The sequence below is a fragment of the Nocardia sp. NPDC051787 genome, assembly GCF_040681325.1.
Taxonomy (GTDB): Bacteria; Actinomycetota; Actinomycetes; order Mycobacteriales; family Mycobacteriaceae; genus Nocardia.
Genome location: NZ_JBFAYO010000013.1, coordinates 165,055 through 186,301, shown reverse-complemented (window position 1 = coordinate 186,301; position 21,247 = coordinate 165,055). Strand labels below are relative to the sequence as shown.

Annotated in this window: 17 protein-coding genes and 1 pseudogene; 12 read left to right on the top strand and 6 right to left on the bottom strand. The window is 68.0% G+C overall.

The window, feature by feature from the left end; genetic code table 11:
* Positions 1 to 125 precede the first annotated feature (125 nt).
* A complete protein-coding gene (secA, locus tag AB0M45_RS16600; RefSeq protein ID WP_364328991.1) occupies positions 126 to 2,993 on the bottom strand; it encodes a preprotein translocase subunit SecA in 2,868 nt (955 codons plus the stop codon).
* Between the two features lie 718 nt (positions 2,994 to 3,711).
* Between secA and AB0M45_RS16595 the strand changes: the two genes are divergently transcribed.
* The 10 genes from AB0M45_RS16595 to AB0M45_RS16550 all read left to right on the top strand — a co-directional run bounded on the left by AB0M45_RS16595 (position 3,712) and on the right by AB0M45_RS16550 (position 13,198).
* On the top strand, positions 3,712 to 5,130 hold the full coding sequence (locus AB0M45_RS16595) for a wax ester/triacylglycerol synthase family O-acyltransferase (RefSeq protein ID WP_364328988.1): 1,419 nt from the start codon (positions 3,712 to 3,714) through the stop codon (positions 5,128 to 5,130).
* Positions 5,131 to 5,170: 40 nt separating this feature from the next.
* A complete protein-coding gene (locus AB0M45_RS16590) occupies positions 5,171 to 5,701 on the top strand; it encodes a hypothetical protein (protein ID WP_364329042.1) in 531 nt (176 codons plus the stop codon).
* Positions 5,702 to 5,824: 123 nt separating this feature from the next.
* Positions 5,825 to 6,982 (top strand): ferredoxin reductase, encoded by a 1,158-nt coding sequence (locus tag AB0M45_RS16585; RefSeq protein ID WP_364328985.1) that lies wholly within the window; start codon positions 5,825 to 5,827, stop codon positions 6,980 to 6,982.
* A 46-nt stretch (positions 6,983 to 7,028) separates the two neighbouring features.
* Positions 7,029 to 8,483 carry a fatty acid desaturase gene (locus AB0M45_RS16580; protein WP_364328982.1) on the top strand — a complete coding sequence of 485 codons (1,455 nt, stop codon included), beginning with the start codon at positions 7,029 to 7,031 and terminating at the stop codon, positions 8,481 to 8,483.
* A gap of 99 nt (positions 8,484 to 8,582) precedes the next feature.
* Positions 8,583 to 9,839, top strand: a complete 1,257-nt coding sequence (locus tag AB0M45_RS16575) for a fatty acid desaturase (protein WP_364328979.1) — start codon at positions 8,583 to 8,585, stop codon at positions 9,837 to 9,839.
* A 213-nt stretch (positions 9,840 to 10,052) separates the two neighbouring features.
* A complete protein-coding gene (gene bluB, locus AB0M45_RS16570; protein WP_364328976.1) occupies positions 10,053 to 10,685 on the top strand; it encodes a 5,6-dimethylbenzimidazole synthase in 633 nt (210 codons plus the stop codon).
* Between the two features lie 110 nt (positions 10,686 to 10,795).
* Positions 10,796 to 10,969 (top strand): hypothetical protein, encoded by a 174-nt coding sequence (locus tag AB0M45_RS16565; protein ID WP_364328973.1) that lies wholly within the window; start codon positions 10,796 to 10,798, stop codon positions 10,967 to 10,969.
* Between the two features lie 351 nt (positions 10,970 to 11,320).
* A complete protein-coding gene (locus AB0M45_RS16560) occupies positions 11,321 to 12,025 on the top strand; it encodes a helix-turn-helix transcriptional regulator (protein ID WP_364328970.1) in 705 nt (234 codons plus the stop codon).
* Between the two features lie 10 nt (positions 12,026 to 12,035).
* Positions 12,036 to 12,473 (top strand): hypothetical protein, encoded by a 438-nt coding sequence (locus AB0M45_RS16555; protein ID WP_364328967.1) that lies wholly within the window; start codon positions 12,036 to 12,038, stop codon positions 12,471 to 12,473.
* 200 nt (positions 12,474 to 12,673) lie between these two features.
* Positions 12,674 to 13,198: a hypothetical protein gene (locus AB0M45_RS16550; protein WP_364328964.1), complete on the top strand. Its 525-nt coding sequence runs from the start codon at positions 12,674 to 12,676 to the stop codon at positions 13,196 to 13,198.
* 157 nt (positions 13,199 to 13,355) lie between these two features.
* On the opposite strand, the gene raiA is transcribed toward AB0M45_RS16550, so the two are convergent.
* Positions 13,356 to 13,982, bottom strand: a complete 627-nt coding sequence (gene raiA / locus AB0M45_RS16545; protein ID WP_364329039.1) for a ribosome-associated translation inhibitor RaiA — start codon at positions 13,980 to 13,982, stop codon at positions 13,356 to 13,358.
* A 288-nt stretch (positions 13,983 to 14,270) separates the two neighbouring features.
* A complete protein-coding gene (locus AB0M45_RS16540; RefSeq protein WP_364328961.1) occupies positions 14,271 to 14,912 on the bottom strand; it encodes a ComF family protein in 642 nt (213 codons plus the stop codon).
* Between the two features lie 295 nt (positions 14,913 to 15,207).
* On the opposite strand from AB0M45_RS16540, the gene AB0M45_RS16535 reads away from it, so the two are divergent.
* Positions 15,208 to 15,537 (top strand): hypothetical protein, encoded by a 330-nt coding sequence (locus AB0M45_RS16535; RefSeq protein WP_364328958.1) that lies wholly within the window; start codon positions 15,208 to 15,210, stop codon positions 15,535 to 15,537.
* Positions 15,538 to 15,738: 201 nt separating this feature from the next.
* Positions 15,739 to 16,164, top strand: coding sequence for a hypothetical protein (locus AB0M45_RS16530; RefSeq protein WP_364328955.1), 426 nt, complete (start codon positions 15,739 to 15,741; stop codon positions 16,162 to 16,164).
* Positions 16,165 to 16,365: 201 nt separating this feature from the next.
* Here AB0M45_RS16530 and lpqB read toward each other — a convergent pair whose 3' ends face one another.
* From lpqB to mtrA, 3 genes and pseudogenes are all read right to left on the bottom strand, one after another.
* Entirely contained in the window at positions 16,366 to 18,189 is a 1,824-nt protein-coding gene (gene lpqB, locus AB0M45_RS16525) for an MtrAB system accessory lipoprotein LpqB (RefSeq protein ID WP_364328952.1), read from the bottom strand.
* A gap of 665 nt (positions 18,190 to 18,854) precedes the next feature.
* Positions 18,855 to 20,403 (bottom strand): annotated as a pseudogene (gene mtrB, locus AB0M45_RS16520) (MtrAB system histidine kinase MtrB); the annotation flags it as partial.
* Positions 20,404 to 20,523: 120 nt separating this feature from the next.
* The gene (gene mtrA / locus AB0M45_RS16515; protein ID WP_174372059.1) at positions 20,524 to 21,210 is read right to left on the bottom strand and encodes an MtrAB system response regulator MtrA; all 687 of its coding nucleotides are present in this window, start codon (positions 21,208 to 21,210) and stop codon (positions 20,524 to 20,526) included.
* Positions 21,211 to 21,247: the final 37 nt, after the last annotated feature.

Here is a 21,247-nt window from a genome sequence, read left to right as displayed (position 1 = left end):
CACGACTACGGATGTGCTACAGACACTGTGGTGGTTTGCTCGCCGAACTCGAAAATCCGGCACGAAGCTCCACGACATGAACGAAGGCGCCCAGGAATACCTGGACGCCTTCGTGATTCGGTGACTCAGTGCCGACGGCGGGACTTCGGGCCGCGCTTGCCCTTCGCCTCCGCGCGGGCCGCCTCGCGGCGCTCGCGGCGGGTGGGCTGGGGGCCACCGTCGACGCCGTATTCCTCGGCGTCGCTGTGCACCGCGGCGCGGCCGCCCTCGTCGGGACCCGAGTAGCTGAAGCCGCGCGGGGCGGATTCGTCGATACCCCTGGCGCGCAGGGCGGCCGGAGCGGCGTGGCCGTTGGCGACGCGGGCCTCCTCGGTGGGAAGCGGGTGCGGGGCGGCGGCCATCGCGCCGACCGGGGAACGCAGGCCCGGCTCGACCGCAACGCCTTCCGGCTGCGGCTGCGCGACCTCGACCTGCAGGTTGAACAGGAAGCCGACCGACTCCTCCTTGAGGCCCTCTAGCATCGCGCTGAACATGTCGAAGCCCTCGCGCTGGTACTCCACCAGCGGGTCGCGCTGCGCCATCGCGCGCAGGCCGATGCCCTCCTTGAGGTAGTCCATCTCGTAGAGGTGCTCACGCCACTTGCGGTCGAGTACCGAAAGCAGCACCTGCCGTTCGAGATTGCGCATGCTGCCCTCGCCCGCGAGACCATCGATCTCCGCCTCGCGGCGTTCGTAGGCCTCGTGCGCGTCGTCCAGCAGCGCCTCGAGCAGCTCCTCACGGGTCAGCTCGCCCGCCTCGCCGATCTCGGTCTCGCCGGTCAGGTCGCGGTAGTCCAGGCGCACCGGGTACAGCGTCTTCAGTGCCGTCCACAGCTTCTCCAGATCCCAGTCCTCGACGTAGCCCTCCGCGGTGGCGCCGTCCACATAGGCGGTGATCACGTCGGTGATCATGCTCTGGACCTGGCCCTCCATGTCCTCGCCGCGCAGGATCCGGTTGCGCTCACCGTAGATGACGGTGCGCTGCTGGTTCATCACCTCGTCGTACTTGAGGACGTTCTTGCGGATCTCGAAGTTCTGCTGCTCGACCTGGGTCTGTGCGCTCTTGATGGCCTTGGAGACCATCTTCGCCTCGATCGGTACGTCGTCGGGCAGGTTCAGCCGTGTCATGATCGCTTCCAGCGCGGCGCCGTTGAACCGGCGCATCAGCTCGTCGCCAAGCGACAAGTAGAAGCGGGACTCGCCCGGGTCGCCCTGACGGCCGGAGCGGCCGCGCAGCTGGTTGTCGATGCGGCGCGACTCGTGGCGCTCGGTGCCGAGCACGTAGAGCCCGCCCGCCTCGCGCACCGCGTCGGCGTCCTCGGCGGTCTGGGCCTTGACCTGATCCAGCGTGGGCAGCCAGGCCCGCTCGTACTCCTCCGGCGTCTCCAGCGGGTCGAGGCCCTGCTTGCGCAACAGGATGTCGGCGATGATGTCCGGGTTGCCGCCGAGCACGATGTCGGTACCACGACCGGCCATGTTCGTCGCGACGGTCACCGCGCCCGGCCGCCCGGCCTCGGCGATGATCTCGGCTTCCTTCTCGTGGAACTTGGCGTTCAGCACGTTGTGCGGGATGCCGCGCTTGGTGAACTGCTTGGACAGGTACTCCGAGCGCTCGACACTGGTGGTGCCGATCAGCACCGGCTGGCCATTCTCGTGCCGCTCGGTGACGTCGTCGACCACGGCGGAGAACTTGGCCTCTTCGGTCTTGTAGATCAGGTCCGACTGGTCGGCGCGGACCATCGGCTTGTTGGTCGGGATGGGGACCACGCCGAGGTTGTAGATCTGGTGCAGCTCGGCGGCCTCGGTCTCGGCGGTGCCGGTCATGCCGGACAGCTTGTCGTAGAGGCGGAAGTAGTTCTGCAGCGTGATGGTGGCCAGGGTCTGGTTCTCCGGCTGGATCTCCACCCCTTCCTTGGCCTCGATCGCCTGGTGCATGCCTTCGTTGTAGCGGCGCCCGACCAGGATGCGGCCGGTGAACTCGTCGACGATGATCACTTCACCGTCGCGGACGATGTAGTCCTTGTCGCGGGCGTAGAGCTCCTTGGCCTTGATCGCGTTGTTCAGGTAGCTCACCAGCGGCGAGTTCGCGGCCTCGTACAGGTTGTCGATGCCGAGCTGGTCCTCGACGAACTCGACGCCCGCTTCGTGCACGCCGATGGTGCGCTTCTTGATGTCGACCTCGTAGTGCAGATCCTTCTTCAGCAGCGGCGCGATGCGCGCGAACTCGGCGTACCACTTCGAGGAGGCATCGGCCGGGCCGGAGATGATCAGCGGGGTGCGGGCCTCGTCGATGAGGATGGAGTCGACCTCGTCGACGACGGCGAAGTTGTGCCCGCGCTGCACCAGGTCGTCCAGCGAGTGGGTCATGTTGTCGCGCAGGTAGTCGAAGCCGAACTCGTTGTTCGTGCCGTAGGTGATGTCGGCGTTGTAGGCCGACCGGCGCTGGGCCGGGCTCATACCGGACAGGATCACGCCGACCTCGAGGCCGAGGAAGCGGTGCACGCGGCCCATCCACTCGGCGTCGCGCTTGGCCAGGTAGTCGTTCACGGTGACGACGTGCACGCCATCGCCGCTGATCGCGTTCAGGTAGGCGGGCAGCACACAGGTGAGGGTCTTGCCCTCACCGGTCTTCATCTCGGCGATATTGCCGGTATGCAGCGCGGCGCCGCCCATCACCTGCACCTTGTAGTGCTTCTGGCTGAGCACCCGCCAGGACGCCTCACGCGCGACCGCGAACGCCTCGGCCATCAGCTGGCCGAGCGGATCGCTCTCGCCGTCGGCGACCATCTCGGCGTAGCGCTCACGGAACTCGTCGGTCTTGGCCCGCAGCTCGGCGTCGCTGAGGTCTTCGTAGTCCGGCTCGAAGGCGAGGATCTGGTCGGCGAAATGCGAGAGCCGCTTGACAATGCGACCCTCACCAATCCGAAGCAACCTCGTCAGTGTCAGCGCAGGCACGGGTCTCGTCAGTCCTCTGGTCGGTGTGTCAATCGTGTCGTCGGCCCCCGGGCCGGTGCGGGCCCACGCGGTCGCGCGGAATCCGCTGCACGCTTCATGGTAATGCTCTGTCCGATATGCAGCGCCTGCGGCGCTGCGTGTTCGCGGCTGTGCTGGTTTGGCCGCGACTTCGTCGCGGCGTGTTCGCGGCCCATCTGTGGCTCGCGTACGGGCAATGCTCGGTCGCTTCGCTCGAAAGCGGGAGCCGGGCCGCGTGGTCACGCAGAGTGGCAACAGCGAGGCCTCGACGTTTGCTGGCCCGTCGTAGCCGGATAGGTGACCGCTGCTGGCCACTCTAGCGTTTTGTTTACCCGGCGGCCGCTCAGATGCGAGCCGGGCCCGCGACCGATGCCGGGGTCTCGCTGGGCTCGAAGCGGAGTCGGACGGGTGCGGTTGCGTAGGCCGACGACTGCGGCGCTGGATGTGCGGGCTTCGAACGCGCGAGCGGTGCCCATGGCGCTGCTTCGACACGTAGCGCGCGGCCGGATGCGTTCACTGTGCATCCCGGTTCCGGCTGTGATCGAATCGGTTTGCCGGGCTCGGAGCAGCAGCGTGGTACAGCGCCTGGGCCGGCAAAGCAGTGCACGAATTCACCGGATATGCCACAACGACCCGGGTAACGGTTGCTGCGGCAGCACAATAGGCGGGGGCGGCATCGGGAAAAGGAGTACCGGGCAGCGTGATCACGAGACTGACGCCGCAGGACACGGCGTTCTACCGGCTCGAATCGAGCAGCAATCCGATCCATATCGGGTCCCTCGCGATCGTCCGGAACGCCGAGCCCGGCGACAGTGCCACGCCGATCCTGGACTACGACCGGCTGGTCGATCTGGTCGAGAGCAGGCTCGCGCTGGTGCCGCGATACCGGCGCAAGGTGCGGGAGATCCCGCTGTCGCTCGGCCGCCCGGTCTGGGTGGAGGACAGCCGGTTCGACATCACCTACCACATCCGGCGCTCCGCGCTGCCCGGCCCGGGCACGGACGAGCAGCTGCACGAACTCGTCTCCCGGCTCGCCTCGCACCCGCTGGATCCGGCCCGGCCGCTGTGGGAGATGTACCTGATCGAACGACTGTCCGACGGCCGCTGCGCGATCTTCACCAAGTCGCACTCGGCGCTGGTCGACGGCGAGACCGCACTGGAGATCGGCCACGTGATCCTCGACACCGGACCCGCGCCGCGCGAGCTGGCCGACGACGCCTGGATCGCGCCGCGCGAACCCGGCGACCTCGAACTGCTGGTCGGCGCGCTGGGCCATCTCGCGGCTCAGCCGCGCAGGGCGCTGGAGGTGGCCCGCGACGCGAGCGCGAGCGCGTTCGCGATGCTCGGTACCGCGGGCAAGGCGGTGGAGTCGGTGATCTCGGCGGTGCGCGCCGCGGCGACCGGCGCCCCGGACAGCCCGCTGAACACCCCGACCTCACGGACCCGGCGCTTCGCGGTGGTGCGCACCGAACTGGAGGACTATCGCGCGATCCGCGGGCGCTTCGACTGCTCGATCAACGACACGATCCTCGCGGTGGTCACCGGCGCGCTGCGCAACTGGCTGCTGTCGCGCGGTGAGGCGCTGACCGAGTCCACGACGTTGCGGGCGGTGGTGCCGATGTCGGTGTACGTCCACGGGGGCGAAGGAAACCAGGCGCAGGCGGCGAGCGAGGTGTCGTCGTTCCTGATCGACCTGCCGGTCGGCGAGCCGAATCCGGTGATACGGCTGTCGCACATCGCGCACGCCACCGAGCCCAACGGCCGCCAGCGGCGCGCCGTCCGCGCACGCACCCTGGTGCACCTGGCCGGGTTCGCTCCGGCCAGCCTGCATGCGATGAGCGTGCGCGCGGCGAGTACGTTCGCAGAACACACGTTCAACTTGGTGATCACCAACGCGCCGGGTCCGCAGGCGCCGATGTACATCGGCGGCGCGCGGATGCTGGAGATGTATCCGGTATCGCCATTGCTGCGCAAACAAGCATTGAGCATCGGGATCACGTCCTACGACGGACGTGTCTTCTACGGTCTCAACGCCGACCGCGACGCGATGGCCGATATCGGCGTGCTGGAAGCGGCGGTGCGCGATTCCATGGAGGAGATGCTCGGTGCCTGCATCTGATCAGAACAAGCTGCGGGTCTATATCCCGGCGACGGTGCCGATGCTGCGCAAGCTGGTCGCCGACCGGGTGCTGGCCGCCGTCGGCGGGACCGCGTTCGCGGTGACGCCGAGGCTACGCGAGGCGTATGCCTCCGGCGACGACGAGGAACTCGGCGAAGTGGCCATGGCCGAGGCCGCCCGCGCCTCGCTGCGGCTGCTCGCCGCCGAACGCGAGGCGATCGGCGAATCGGCGGACATCGCCGAATCGGAGCAACCGGACGACGCCGCACCGGTCACCGGTGGCCCGGTCTACCGGCGCGCGGTGGTCGCCGCGGACGTGACCGGCGCGAAGCTGCGGCCCGACCTGGACGACGCGGTGGTCCGGCTTGCCGGTCCGATCAGCTACCAGCAGATCGCGTCGGTGCACGTCGACCTGGCCGATGCCGAACCGCAGGTCGCCAAAGCCGTCGACGTGGTCGACGCGGCCGATCTCGGCGACACCGACGCCGAGTTCGTCCTCGGTGACGCCGAAGATCACCAGCTGGCCTGGTATGCCGCGCAGGAGTTGCCGTTCCTGCTCGAACTGCTCTGAATGCCACGCCGTTCGCGGGCTCGCCCAGCCGCGGTAACCTACGATGCCGTAACCTTGCTGCCGAGGCCGCGTTCGCGCGATGAGACGGCCGCGCAACCGACAACAGGGAGACCGACGGCAGCGATGGGTTCGAAAATTGGCAGCTTCTCGGTGCGAGGCATCCGCGCGTGGCTGGAGGCGCCCGCGGCGAGTGTCGCCGAGCGCGGCGGCAAGCTGAACGTGCTGCGTGGCGCCGTGGCGCGAGTGACCACCCCGTTGCTGCCGGACGACTACCTGCATCTGGCCAACCCGCTGTGGTCGGCCCGCGAGCTGCGCGGGCGCATCGTGGAGGTCCGCAAGGAAACCGCCGACGCCGCGACGCTGGTGATCCAGCCGGGGTGGGGCTTCGACTTCACCTACCAACCCGGCCAGTACATCGGCATCGGCCTCCTGGTCGACGGACGTTGGCATTGGCGCTCGTACTCGCTGACCTGTCCGCCCGACTGGTCCGCGCCAGGGCACGGCGGCAAGCGGCTGATCTCCATCGCGGTGAAAGCGATGCCGGAAGGTTTCCTGTCCAGCCACCTGGTCAGCGGCGTTCCGGTGGGCACCGTCGTCCGGCTCGCCGCGCCGCAGGGCGGATTCGTGCTGCCGTCCCCGCCACCGGAGAAGGTGCTGTTCCTCACCGCGGGCAGCGGTATCACCCCGGTGATGTCGATGCTGCGCGCGATGGACCGCCGTGAGGTCTTCACCGACGTGGTGCACCTGCATTCCGCGCGCACCGCCGACGACGTGATGTTCGGCGCTGAGCTGCGCGACCTGCACGACCGCAATCCCGGTTTCCGCACCCGCCTGCATCTCACCGCCGAACGCGGCAAGTTCGCACTCGCCGATCTCGACACCGAATTCCCCGACTGGCGCGAACGGCACACTTGGGCGTGCGGACCCGCCGGGATGCTCGACGAGATCGAGAAGCATTGGCGCGACGCGGGCCGGTCGGATCGGTTGCACGTGGAGCGGTTCGAGATCGAGCGCTCCGCGGTCGGCACGGGCGGCACGGTGACCTTCGGCAAGACCGGACGCACCGTGGCGGTGGACGGCGCGACCAGCCTGCTGGAGGCGGGCGAGTCGGCCGGCGTGCAGATGCCGTTCGGCTGCCGGATGGGCATCTGCCAGACCTGCGTCGTCACGATCAGTTCCGGCCATGTGCGCGACCTGCGCAATGGCGACGAGCGCCGCGAGGGCGACAAGGTACAGACCTGCGTCTCCGCCGCCGCCGGCGATTGCACCCTGGACGTATAACCCGGCAGGTACCCTCGACCCTGGATCGAGTAGGGAAAGGACCCCGGTGGCCATCACCGACATCAAGGCGTTCGCCCACCTCACGGTGACCGACATCGAGACACTGGGGCAGGAACTGGATTCCGTCCGGCGCTCGGTGGAGTTGTCCCGTGGCGAGCGCGACGCCAAGTACATCCGGCGGGCGATCGCGGCGCAGCGCGGTCTCGAAATGGCGGGCCGCGCCGTGCTGTTCGGCAGCCGCAAGCGCTGGGCCTGGCTGACCGGCACCGCGCTGCTCTCGGTCGCCAAGATCATCGAGAACATGGAGCTCGCGCACAACGTCAGCCACGGGCAATGGGACTGGATGAACGACCCGGAGATCCACTCCACCTCCTGGGAGTGGGACATGACCGGGCCCTCCTCGCAGTGGCGCCGCGCGCACAACTACTCCCATCACACCTACACCAACGTTCTGGGCAAGGACGAGGATCTCGGCTTCGGCATCCTGCGGATGACCCGTGACGAGCCGTGGCGTCCGATCCACCTGATCCAGCCACTGGCGAACCTGCTGCTGGCCGCCACCTTCGAGTGGGGCATCGCGCTGCACGACTGGAGCATCGAGAAGGAGCTGTCCGGCACGCCCGGCGGGCAGCTGATGTCGCAGCCGAACCGGGAATTCGGCCGCAAGATCTCCCGTCAAGTTGCCAAGGACTTCCTGATCTACCCCGCGCTCACCGGACCGGCCTTCAAACAGACGCTGAAGGCGAACGCGATGGCCAATCTGGTGCGCAATCTGTGGGCGTACGCGGTGATCTTCTGTGGCCACTTCCCCGACGGCGCGGAGAAGTTCACCATCGAGCAGCTGGAGAACGAAACCCCCGGCGAGTGGTACCTGCGCCAGATGCTCGGCAGCGCCAATTTCAAAGCCGGTCCCGCCATGGCGTTCATGAGCGGCAACCTCTGCTACCAGATCGAGCACCACCTGTTCCCGGATCTGCCGAGCAACCGGTACCCCGAGATCGCGGTGCGGGTGCGCGAGCTGTGCGACAAGTACGACCTGCCCTACACCACCGGCTCGCTGGGCAAGCAGTATCTGCTCGCCTTCCGCACCATCCACAAGCTGGCGATTCCGGACCGGTTCCTCAGGGCGACCGCCGACAATGCCCCGGAGACCTCCTCGGAACGCAAATTCGCGGGCATCACGCTGCCGTCCCTGGGTGGCATGACGCTACCGGGCGCGGAGTCCACGCACTGGCTGCGCGTGGATCCGGAGACGGGCAAGCGGCGCGGTCTGCGTTCGGCGCTGCACGAGGCGAAGGTGGTGCTCCAGGAGAAGGCGCGGCAGGAAAAGGAGATGCTGCGCGAGGCCAAAGCGGCGCTGAAGGAGAAGGCCGAGCACGAGCGGCAGCACTTGCACGAGGCCACGCTCGCGCTCCAGGAAAGAGCCCGCCAGGAACAGGCGGCGCTGCGCGAAAAAGCCAAGCGGGACAAGCCTTTTCGACTCCGCCGAAGGGCGCGCTAATTTAGCAGTCCCGGCCCTGGATCGCAATAGGGGATCCGACACATCCGTACGACCGACTTCGTAACCTACGATCTCGTAACTTACGGTAAGGTAACCCGCATGGCGATCTCCGATGTCAAGGAATACGCGCACCTCACCGAGGCCGACGTGGAAGCACTCGGCGCGGAATTCGACGCGATCCGGCGGGAAATCGAGGCGTCGCGCGGCGAGCGCGACGCGAAGTACATCCGCAATGTCATCCGGCTGCAGCGAGTTCTCGAGATCGGCGGCCGAGTGGTGCTCTTCGCCAGCCCGGTGCGTGCCGCCTGGCTGGCGGGGGCGGCCCTGCTCAGCACCGCCAAGATCATCGAGAACATGGAAATCGGCCACAACGTCATGCACGGGCAGTGGGACTGGATGAACGATCCCGAGATCCACTCCAGCTCGTGGGAATGGGACAACACCGGCGCGGCCAAGCACTGGAAGCACACGCACAACTACCTGCACCACAAGTACACCAACGTACTCGGCATGGACGACGACATCGGCTACGGCCTGCTGCGGGTGACCCGCGATCAGCGCTGGAAGCCGTTCAACCTGGGCAACCCGGTCTACAACCTGATACTGCAACTGTTCTTCGAGTACGGCGTGGCCATCCAGCACCTGGAGTTGGGCAAGCTGGCGGCGGGCCGGTACAAGCCGGGGACCGCCGGACGCGCCGAGTTCGAGCGCAAGCGCAGCGAGGCGCTCGCCAAGATGGGCAAGCAGATCCTCAAGGACTACGTGGTCTTCCCCGCGCTCACCGGTCCCGCGTTCTTCTCCACACTGACCGCGAACCTGGCCGCCAACGCGGTCCGCAACGTGTGGTCCAACGCGGTGATCTTCTGCGGGCACTTCCCCGACGGCGCGGAGAAGTTCACCAAGGACGATATCGACGGTGAGACCAAGGGCCAGTGGTACCTGCGCCAGATGCTGGGCAGCGCCAACATCTCCGGCGGCCCGGTCATGCACTTCATGACCGGCAACCTGAGCCACCAGATCGAGCACCACCTGTTCCCCGATCTGCCGAGCAATCGGTACGCCGACATCGCCGTGCGGGTGCGCGAGCTGGCCGACAAGTACGACCTGCCCTACACCACCGGCTCCCTGCCGGTGCAGTACTTCAAAGCCTGGCGGACGATTCTCAAGCTGGCACTGCCGAACAAGTACCTGCGCGCCACCACCGACGACGCCCCGGAAACCGCTTCCGAACGCAAATTCCGCGACCGCGCCACCACCGCCACGGTCGACCCGGTGACCGGCAAGCGCCGCGGCCTGCGCACCGCGCTCGCCAATGGCCGCCGCCGGTTCCGCTCCCCCGCCTCTCCGCGTCTTTAGGCCGTACCAGTCGAGCAACGCGGGATTTGCGATCAGGTCCTGCGTTGGGTGCCGCTCGGGTTCTGGGCGTACCTGGTGAGTTACCCATGTGCCCACGAAATCAGTCATTGCGAGCTGTATGGTCTCCGTCCGGTAACTTGCGCCGCACGACTCGGAGGCGACTCCGGCCGACACTATGTGCGTGAGCGGTCGCGGGTTTGATTGACTCAGGCGGTGCATGAGGTTGTGAGTGTCTACGAGGCCATCCGGCGCCGCCGGGACGTGCGCGCGGAGTTCACGGGCGAGGTCGTGGACGAGACCACGCTGTGGTGGCTGCTCGGCGCCGCACATCGGGCACCGAGCGTCGGGAACTCGCAGCCATGGGACTTCGTGGTCGTCCGCGAGCAGGCCACACTGCGCAGGTTCGCCGATCACGTGGCACAGCGGCGCGTCGAGTTCCGGAACGCGCTGCCACCGGAGCGCGCGGCGACATTCGAGCCGATCAAGATCGAAGGCATTCTGGAGAGCGGCACCGGCATCGTGGTCTGCTACGACCACGACCGGGGCGGACCACAGGTGCTCGGGCGGGCCACCGTACCGGAAACCGGCGTCTATTCGGCGGTTCTCGCGATCCAGAACTTGTGGCTGGCCGCCACGGCCGAGGGCGTCGGCGTCGGCTGGGTGTCGTTCTACGACCCCGATTTCCTCGCCGATCTGATCGGCCTCCCCGAAGGCATCCGCCCGGTCGCCTGGCTCTGCGTAGGTCCGGTCCACCAGTTCCAGGACATTCCCGATCTGGAGCGCTTCGGCTGGCGCGCCGGACGGCCGCTCACGGACGCGGTGCATCGCGAAACCTACCGCGGCTGACGCTCGCCAGTTAATTCATGGTTCAATCGCCTGCCGACTGGGTACGACAAGGACGAAACTGCGTCTGACGCAGTGTTGTTCTTTTGCGGTGTTTCCAGGAGGTTTGTGTAATGGCCAATGTCGATGCTGTGCGCCTGTCGAACGAGCTGGGCATCGATCTGGCACAGGCGATGTTGCGCCTGCGCCGGGAGGGCGTTCCTGGCGAGACCAAGCACCAGACCTGCCTGCGGATCATCGCCGACGAAGGCCGCCACCGGCGGCCGGGCACTCCGGGCAGGCTCTGAACCCGTGCTCCGCTGATCATCGCGGCACGCCCGGCCATCGGCGCGGGCAACCGCCCGATTGCCGGGCACGGTACCCGCGTCGAGTGAAAGAAAGTTCACCGTCGGCCCCCTTCGCCGACGGCGAACCCGCGCAGCGGCGATCCCCTCCACCGCCGCTCCCGGCCTGCCACGCGCCGTTGCGCGACAGACCGAACGCCCGTCCCGGCGAACGCCCCTGCCCGTCCCGGAACCCGGCGCATGGCCGCCCCACCGGGCCTCAGCGCAAAATCACCGTACCAACTTTCGACTGACTTTCCAAATATTTTCTATTCATTTGCCTATGGCCTGCCAACGGCTTACCATGGGCCTACTATGCATAGCCCTTCGGAGCTGTCGCGGCAGAAGAGATTCGGGCGAATCATCAAGGAACGCCGGGACGAGCTCGGCCTCACCCAGCTACAGATCGGCGACCTCGGGGGACCTTCGGCGCCGACCATCCGGAAGATCGAAGACGGCGAGGCGACGATCAGCGTGCACACGCTGAACAAGCTCGACGCGCCGCTGCGATGGCTGCCGGGCAGCGCCGCACGCACCTACGCGGGCGGAATCCCCGCCGACGACGAACCAGCCGGCACCTCTCAGGGCGAAGGCAAGTCGGTGGTGGCCGGTCCCGACGCGATCCGGTTCGACATCGCCGATCTCACCGGGCTGCTCGCCGCCTCGGGCCGGCTCAACGACGTCGTCGAACACGGCCGTACCACCGACCCACAGGTGGTGGCTGCGATCGCCGAACTCAATCGGGTGGTCTCCAAGCTATCCGCGCGCTACGCGACCGCGATGCTCGAACGCAACGGCGGCCCGGGCAGGCAACTGCATCCGCTGGTGGAGATGGCCTTCGCGCACCTGCTCGCGGTGCCCGCGGAGGCCAGTGACGCCACCGAAATACAGGAACGCCGGTACCGCCGCTGGCTGGCCGGCCGATCGGAGGATCTCGATGCGGCGACCGAAGCTCAATTCCGGGCACGCTGGCTGGCGGCGAACATGGCGACGACCGCGGTTCGAAACGGCAGGGACTGAGGGGACGAACATGACCGACGACGAGCCGAGCGGCGCCGCTCCAGCCCTGAGCCACAAGATCAATCGGCTGTTCGCCGTGGTGCACCCGCGATCGGCTCCGGAGCGCAGCACCGCGTCCGTCGCCGCGCAGGTCAGCGAATTCCTCGGACGCGAGCTGCCGGCGAGTTACCTGACGCGCCTGCGCGGCGGCGAATTCGACCACGAAAACGCCGGGCGCATGGTCGATGTCGAGATCCTGGTCGCGGTGGCACGTAGCTTCGGTGTGTCCCCCGACTACCTCGTCACCAGTGGCCCCGCCGCCGCGGCGATTGATAGGGAGCTCGAATTGCTCGCGACCATGCGGGACGCGAACGTCGCCAGCATCGCACTGCGAGGTTCCAACATCGACAACTCGATGTTGGCCAAGATCATCCAGAGCACCGAAGCCGCCGCGCCGCCGAGTCGGTAACATGCTTGCCTACATGGGCCACTGAGTGAGCGCAGCGAGCGAACAATAGACGCAGCCGAGCACTCGCTCGTGCCGGAGCCGAGCGCCGGCGAGGCGCAGGCATGACCGGGGGCGGCGAGCGAGTCATCGGGGCGCACTGCGCATGCCGGAGCCGGGCGCCAGCGAGGCGCAGGCATGAGCTTTTGTAGGAGACCGATCACATGGCCATCCAGGCCCGGTTCCGGAGCTTGACACGGGACCTACCGATTCCCCACCCATGGGATTTGTCCACTTACCTCGACGACGTCGCGGCCTACCGCGGGCGGAGCATCAGCATGCTGCCGATCGACACCGCGCTGCTCGCGGGCACCGGGTGTGGCACGGGCAGCGGCCTGTGGATCGCCAAGCAGGACAGCGACGTCATCGTCTACGGCGCCGACACCACCGAATGGCACGCCGAGCACATCATCGTGCACGAGATCGGGCACATGCTGCTGGGACACGGCCCGGAGCAGTCCGATCCCGGCGAGCCCTCCGCGAGCACGCCGACCGTGGCCGCGATCGCCGAGCTGCTGCCCTCGATCTCGCCGGAGTCCATCGCGCACGTCCTCGGACGCACCGACTACGGCACGCTGCGCGAGCGCGACGCGGAAACCTTCGCCGACATGGTGATGCTGCACGCCATGCGTCCCCCGCGCCGCGACTCACTGCTGCACCGGACATTCTTCCGCGACCGGCGGCGGTGAGTAGAGCAGAGGCGTTGCGATACCCCAACCGCCGATCCCGCGCCACCCAACTAGTACGGCCTGAAGACAGGGAGAGCGGGAGGGCCGTGCCAACGCAAATCTCCGGGCATCCAGCCAGCGAGCTGAACACCCGGAGAATCGGGGACGGACGGTGTCGTCAGGCGAGCCTGATGAGGCCGTAATCGAAGGCGTGGCGGCGGTAGACCACCGAGGGCCGATCGGTCTCCTTGTCCTGGAACAGGAAGAAGTCGTGACCGACGAGCTCCATCTGGTAGAGCGCGTCATCCACGGTCATCGGCGTGGCCGAGTGCACCTTGGTGCGCACGATGTGGCCGGGACCCTCGGCGTAGTCCGGCTCCTGCGCCTCCTCGCGCTGTTCCTGCGTGGCGCTCGACCCGGTGGGCCGCTCGAACAGCGAAACGTCCACCAGGTCCGCTGTGGCCTGGGCGACGGAGACCGGTGTCTTGTCGCCGTAGTGCACCCGGCGGCGATCCTTGGTGCGACGAAGCCGGCTCTCCAGCTTCGCCGTCACGGACTCGAACGCGGCGTAGAAGCTGTCCGCGCGGGCCTCGGCCCGGACGACGGGACCCTTTCCGCGCGCGGTGATCTCGACGCGCTGGCAGCTCTTCCGCTGGCGGCGATTGCGCTCGTGGAACAACTCCACGTCGAAGAGGAACATCGAGGGGTCGAAGCGTTCTAATCGGGAGAGTTTTTCCGCGACGTAAATTCGAAAATGATCAGGCACCTCCACGTTGCGGCCCTTCACCACGATGTCGGCGCGCATCGCTGGCTGGCGTTCCGCTTGGGGTTGCTCTGGTGCTTCCTGGGTGCCGGAATCCAGCACCGACGGAGCGGGATCTTTCACTGAAGGTCGTGAAGAAGTCGTCACGCGTACCTCCCGGATCTGGCCGCACAACCGATTCACGTGCGGCGGGATTGAGCAGTGCCGATCGACAATCGCTCGGCACGAGTTGTCCGAGGCTCCACCTCCAAACTCCCGGTTCGGGTGTGTGTTCGCGACGCTAGTACGCCAACCGGCCGATCGCCAGTGTTCACGCAAATTTCCCACCGGTCACGCAGCGCACGTAACCAGAACGCCACATGCCGGCAATCCGATCAGCGCCAACGCGCGTACCGATTCGCGGGCCGTCGCGCCGGTGGTCAGCACGTCGTCGACGACCACTACCTCGGCGTTCGACCGAATTCCCCGGTCAGCGGCACGATCGGGTACGGTCACCCGCCCGCCCAGGTTGCGCGCCCGCTCCGCGGGCGTCAAGCCTACCGAATCGCGCACACCACGCCCCACCCGCAACAGGGATACGACTCGGCTATCAGGCAGCAATCGGGTGGCGAAGCGTGCCGAACGCAGCACCGGATCGCCGCCTCTGCGCCGCGCCGCCGCGGCCCGGCTCGGGGCGGGCACCAGAACCAGCGGCCGCCCCGCCGAGCGCAGCTGGGCGAGCCCGCCCGCGAGCGCGGCCCCCAGCGGCTCCGCGAGATCCCGCCGCCCGCGTTCCTTCGCCGCGAGCACCGCCCGGCGCGCGGGACCGGCGTACGGCCCGAGCGCCCAGCACGGGACTCCGGGATCGGTGCGCGGCCATACCCGTACCGGCGGACCGGCCAGCGCGGCAGCGCACTCGGCGCACCAGCCGGAGCCCGGCCGCCCGCAGCCCGCACAGGCGGCGGGCAGGACCAGATCGAGCAGGTTTCGCATCGCCCGAGTCTGCACCCACCCCCCGACAAGGTCCATCCGTCGCCAGCGTCACCGGCCGGATGGACCCACCGCTGCCATCGCAACGGACGCGTTTGCGCGTTCTCGCCGACGCAGTGCGCCGCGAGCGGCTCCGGCACACACCACGAACGGGAGCCCATCGAGCCGAATTACCGCCGCACCGGATGCTGTCCCCGCGCCGGGCACGAGCGAATCGCGCATGGTGCAACGTTGGATAACGACCGCATGCCTTTGGTCGTCCCCGTGGCTGCTTCGGCCCGGACCCGCACTGCCATACGTGGAGCCCGGTGACGGCGAACCCGGCCGCATCGCTGCCCTGGCGGCCCAGATCGCCCAGCGCGGTGCTGGTGGCCGCACTGGTGATCGCGGTGTAGGTCTGGCGGTTGGCCGATCCGGGGCGGGGGTGGTCTCGGCAGGGGCTGGGGTGGAGGTGACGGCGCGGCCGACTGCGGCGAGGGCGGGCGGCGCCGGCTTTATTCACGACCTGGATGGAAAGCAATACGACGGCTGGTACCAGCTGCCGAGCGCTTCGGATGTTGATCAGGTCATGAAGAAGACGGTAAATGATCTGGGTGGACTCGTGTTCGATCTGCGTTTCAGGAATTGAACGCCTGGACATTTGACGGCGGAGGTCGAGCGCGAGGCGAGCGGCAGTGCACGCCCGGTCCAGGAAACCAGGAGGGCGCGCCGATGCCATCGCCTCCGCTCGCATGGTCCGCCTCTGTATCAGCCGGACGAATTCCATTCCGCCGCAGCCGATTCTGCTACGCTTTGCATCCGGAAAGCTGGCGACTGGGGAGGAAATCGCGTGGAAAACAGCTGGGAGTGGGACGCACTGGTCGAGCGTATTTCCGAGTACAGCTACGGCGTGCATGTTGAGCCCGACAAGATCAGCATCAAGGTCGAGGACGCTGAAGAGGACTGGGACGCCCCGGACGTCGTGATCAGACGGGCAGACGAGAAATGGATCCAGATCGACAGGCCGTTCGCCAAGGCCGACAAGGTCGATCTCCCGGCCGTACTCACCAAGGTCGGCAGCACGGCCACTATCGGCGGGCTCGTCGTGACGGATGAGAACCTCGTGCTGCGACACGCGCTCCTGCTAACCGACGCCCTCGAGCCCGACGACGACTACGACAACGCACTCGAGTATGAGACCCCGTTGGACATGATCGTGGACGAGGCCCGGATGCTCGGGCGGCAGCTCGCCGGGCACAACGACGACGACTCCTGACCGACACGACCACGACCACGACCAGCCTGGCCTCGAACTCCCGGTACTGTCGGCACCATGACCGGCGGCGGTGCGTTGAGAGAGCACACTGGTAACTCACCGGGTACGCCCAGAACTCGAGCGGCACCCGGCGCAGGACCTGAACGCCAACTCGCGCCACCCGACTAGTACGGCCTGAAGACCCGCAGAGGCGGGGAGCGCTCAGCCGGGAAGCACCGGAAGGGCGTTCGCGCCCAGTCCGGGTACCTCGCGCCAATAGGGCTGCCCCTGATCCGGGGCGGTGGTCAGCTCGAGCACCGCGCGCGAGTCGGCCACGTATTGATGGTCCGGACTCGCGCTCACCGAGCGGACCGGCGCGGTCAAGTTCTGCGACGTCAGCGGGGTCGGCTCCGATCCGTCCACCGAGACGGTGCTCACCGGGTCGACATTGCCTTCGCGCGCGATGATGATCGTGTCGGCGTCGAGCCAGTCCACCGACACCGCGGCCGTGCTGAGGCCGACGCCGACGGGAAGCGCCGAGGTCAAGCTCAACTTTCCATCGGGCTGTGGCACGACGACCGCGACGTAGACCTTGCCGTCGGCGATCATCACCGCACGCACCCCGGTCCGGGATATCCGCAAGTCTGTGATCGGTAACCGCGGCGCCGTTGCCGACGAGGCCGCCGTCAGCGCCGTTGTATCGACGTCCTGCACCGATACGTTTCCGGTGGCGCGGTCGTGCACCGCGCGGATGACCCGCCCACCGTCGAGCACCGCCCATGCCGCGCTGCCGTCGGCGGTCCAGGACGGCCGCGTGATGGTGAAGCCTTCGGCGACGGGAAAGGCGTTGCCGCCGTACGTGCCGACCATCAGGGTGCGCGACGGCTCCCCTGCGGGCCTGCCCGCTTCCGCGACCGCGGCGACCAGCTGGCCGTCCGGGGACAGCGCCGCCGACTGCAGGTTGTTCACCCGGCCGAAGTAGCCCGGCGTCGGCGCGCTGCCGCCACTGTCGGTGACCTGCACCAATCCTCCGCCGCGCAGCGCGTGCAAACCAGCCTGGTTGCGTGTGGACGTGCCGGTATTGAACTGCTGCACGTCCGCGACGCTCCAACCGTTCGCGGCGAACCGCTCGTCCAGCGGTTTGCCGTCGGCGAGCAGCACGTAGGGTCCGAGGATGTCGGCGCTGGAGAGCGTGAGCACCACTTGCGCGGCCAGTAATTCCCGCTCGCGCGGATTCAGCGCCGACGCGCCGGCGAAGTCGATCTTGACGCCGCCGAGCCCGATGCCGACCCCCTCCGGGTCACCGTTGATCTTGGTGATCGCACCGCGCAGCGCAACCGTCGGCGCAAGCTCGTTGCGCAGCACCGACGCGAGGGCGGGCTGCGGCCCCTCGATCAGCGAACTCAGCAATCGCTGGGTCAACTGCCCCTTCGGCACCGAGATCCAGCGCAGATCGGGGACCGCCGTGTTGCCGGCCGGATCGACGAAGTACAGCGCGTAACGCCGGTAGGACTTGAAGAAAGCGGTGGAGTCCATCACGACGCCGTCGGGCAGCTCATCGATGCGCCACTCGCCGTCGACCTTGGTCAGCTCGATTTTGTTCTCGACGATGACGATGTCCTCGCTGGGCCGGTATCCGCCGTCAGCGGCCAGCTCACCGACCTTGCGCGCGCGGATCTTGTAGGTGGCCTTGTCGCCGGAGCGCGATTCCCGCAGCGTGTCGGGTTTCTCCACGATGACGGTGCCGGCGGCGTCGTCCCACCCGGTAGAGGCGGCCGGCGTCATGTACTGGCGGGCGGCCAGATGCCGGTTGGCCGGGTCGGCGGTGGCCTGAAGGAAGTCGCGCAGCAGGAGATCGGGATCGCGGTTGGCGACCGGCGGCGGCGGACCCTCGGGGGTGGGCTCGCGGTTGAGGGTGCCCAGTGCCTCCGGCGCGGAGGACTCGGGCAGGCTGGCGCAGGCGGTTAGCGGCGACAAGGCCACCGCCACCACCGCGGCCAGCACCGTCAGCCGCCGCATCCGCGCGGACCCGACACGCATTCTCATCACTGTCCGTCCCCGGATTCGCGCGTCGGGCCACCACCGGCCTGCGCCGACTCGGGCGCTTGCGATCCATTCGGACCGGACGCGGGCGCGTCACCGGACGGGGTGCTCTCGCCGGGTGTCGCGATCTCGCCCGATTCCGCGTTCTCCGCCCGTGCCGCATCCGGCTTCGGGGACTCGGCGCTCACGTCTTCCGTACGCACACCATCCACTCCGGCAGTGCCCGATTTCGTGCTCACATCTTCCGTACGCACACCATCCGCCCCAGCGGTGCCCGATTTCGTGCTCACGTCTTCCGTACGCACACCATCCGCCCCAGCGGTGCCCGATTTCGTGCTCACGTCTTCCGTACGCACACCATCCGCCCCAGCGGTGCCCGCCTTCATATCGTCCGGTTCGGCCTCTGGGCTCACGCCGTCCGCGTGCGCCGCATCCGATCCGGTAGTGCCCGATTCCATCGGGTCCCGCCCAGCATCCGGCGTCCGCGCGGCATCCGGTTCGGCGACGTTCGACTCCGCGGAACCAGCCTGCGCGGCCGGCGAACCCGGGCCGTCTTTCACGCTGTCCAGCTCGGAAACCCTCCGCTCGCCGGAATCTCGCTCGGCACCCTCCGTAGCGGTCGCGCCGGCGGGCGGCTCCTTCTCGACCAGCCGCATCGGCGTGCGGGCGGGCTCCAGCGGCAGCGGACTCGGGCCGAGCTTCTTCCCGCGCACCAGCGGCAACGTCAGGCGGAAGCTCGCGCCGAGCCCGACCTCGCCCCACGCCTCGAGCTTGCCCTCGTGCAGGTTCGCGTCCTCCACGCTGATCGACAGACCCAGACCGGTGCCGCCGGAGCGGCGCATCCGGGACGGGTCGGAGCGCCAGAACCGGTTGAAGACCAGCTTCTCCTCACCGGGCCGGAGGCCGACGCCCTGATCGCGCACGACGACGGCGACCGCGTTGGCCTCGCCGTCGCCGCGCATGCGCAGCAGCACCGGCTTGCCCTCGCTGTGGTCGATCGCGTTGGCGAGCAGATTGCGCAGCACCCGCTCGACGCGGCGCGGGTCGACCTCGGCGACCAGCGGCTCGTCCGGCATATCGGTGATCACCTCGACGCCGGCGTCCTTGGCCAGGTGCCGCACGGTGGAGATCGCCGCCCGCGCGCACATCCGCACGTCCAGCGACTCCACCTGGAGTTCGGCGACGCCCGCGTCGTGCCTGCTGATCTCCAGCAGGTCGTTGAGCAGGCCCTCGAACCGGTCCAGCTCGTTGACCAGCAGCTCGGCGCTGCGCGCCAGCGCGGGGTCGAGGTCGTCGCTGCTGCCGTGGATCAGGTCGGCGGCCATCCGCACGGTGGTGAGCGGGGTGCGCAACTCGTGGCTGACGTCGGAGGTGAACCGGCGCTGCAGGTTGCCGAACTCTTCCAGCTGGGTGATCTGGTTGGACAAGCTCTCGGCCATCTCGTTGAACGCCTGGGCCAGCCGCGCCATGTCGTCCTCGCCGCGCACCAGCATGCGTTCCTTGAGCCTGCCGTCGGCGAACCGGCCCGCGATCCGCGCCGCGGAGCGGATCGGCAGGACCACCTGCCTGGTGACCAGCGCGGTGATCGCGGCAAGCAACACCAGCAGCACGATGCCGCCGACGAGCATGGTGCCGCGCATCAGCGCCAAGCTGCGTTCCTCGTTGGCCAGCGGGAAGATCAGGTAGAGCTCCAGCGTCGGGATCTCGGCGCTGGGACTGCCGATGATCAGCGCGCGGCCGTGGTATCCCTCCGCGTCGGCGACCGTGGCGAACTGGTAACTGACCTGGTTGCGCTGCACGAACCGGCGCAGTTCCTCGGGCACCTCCTGGATCGGGCCGGTGGAGATCTGCTGCGGCGGCTATACCGCCGATGACGCTCAGCGCCGTGTCGAAAGTACCTGCCGCGCCGGTGGATTGGCCGGTCCCGCCGCGGTTGGACAGCGCGTTGCGGGCGTCCTCCAGCCGCTGCGGCTGGCCGCCGAGATCGTGCACACCGGCCAGCTGGCTTTCCACCGTGTTGCGCGCACGGTCCATCTCCTCGACCGCCGCGTTGATCTTGGCGTCGAGCAGCCGGTCGGTGATCTGACTGGTCAGCACCACACCGAGGATCGTGATGACGATCAGCGACAGGGTCAGCGTCGACACGATGACGCGCAGCTGCAGGGACCGGCGCCAGAGGTGACCGAGAGCAACGCCGACCTCTTGGAACCAGGCCACGACGGGTGCCAGCGATCGTTGCAGACGCGCGAGCACGCTGGTGAGATCCGCCGCCCTGCCTTGGCGGGGCCCTTCGTGGTCAGGCAAGCTACCGCCTCCGGGCCCTGAGTTCGATCCGGATCACGGCGGTCCGGCCTTGTAACCGACACCGCGGACGGTCAGCACGATCTCCGGATTCTCGGGGTCCTTCTCGACCTTCGCCCGCAAACGCTGCACGTGAACGTTCACCAGCCGGGTGTCGGCGGCGTGCCGGTAGCCCCAGACTTGCTCGAGCAGCACCTCACGGGTGAACACCTGGCGCGGCTTGCGGGCCAGCGCGACGAGCAGGTCGAACTCCAGCGGCGTCAGCGAGATCTGCTGGCCGCCCCGGCTGACCTTGTGCGCGGGCACATCGATCACGATATCCGCGATCGACAGCAGCTCGGCGGGCTCCTCCTCGGTGCGGCGCAGGCGGGCACGCACCCGGGCGACGAGTTCCTTCGGCTTGAACGGCTTGACGATGTAATCGTCGGCGCCCGACTCCAGACCCAGCACGACGTCGACCGTGTCGGTCTTGGCCGTGAGCATCACGATCGGAACCCCGGAATCGGCCCGCAGCACGCGGCACACGTCGATGCCGTTCATGCCGGGCAGCATCAGGTCCAGCAACACCAAATCGGGGCGGATCTCGCGAACCGCCGCCAGGGCCTGTGTGCCGTCGCCGACCACGTGCGGGTCGAACCCTTCCCCGCGCAGGACGATCGTGAGCATCTCAGCGAGTGCCATATCGTCGTCGACGACCAGAATCTTCGGCTTCATAACTACTATGTTGTCATCTCCCAGGCGAGGATCGGGCCGCCACGCC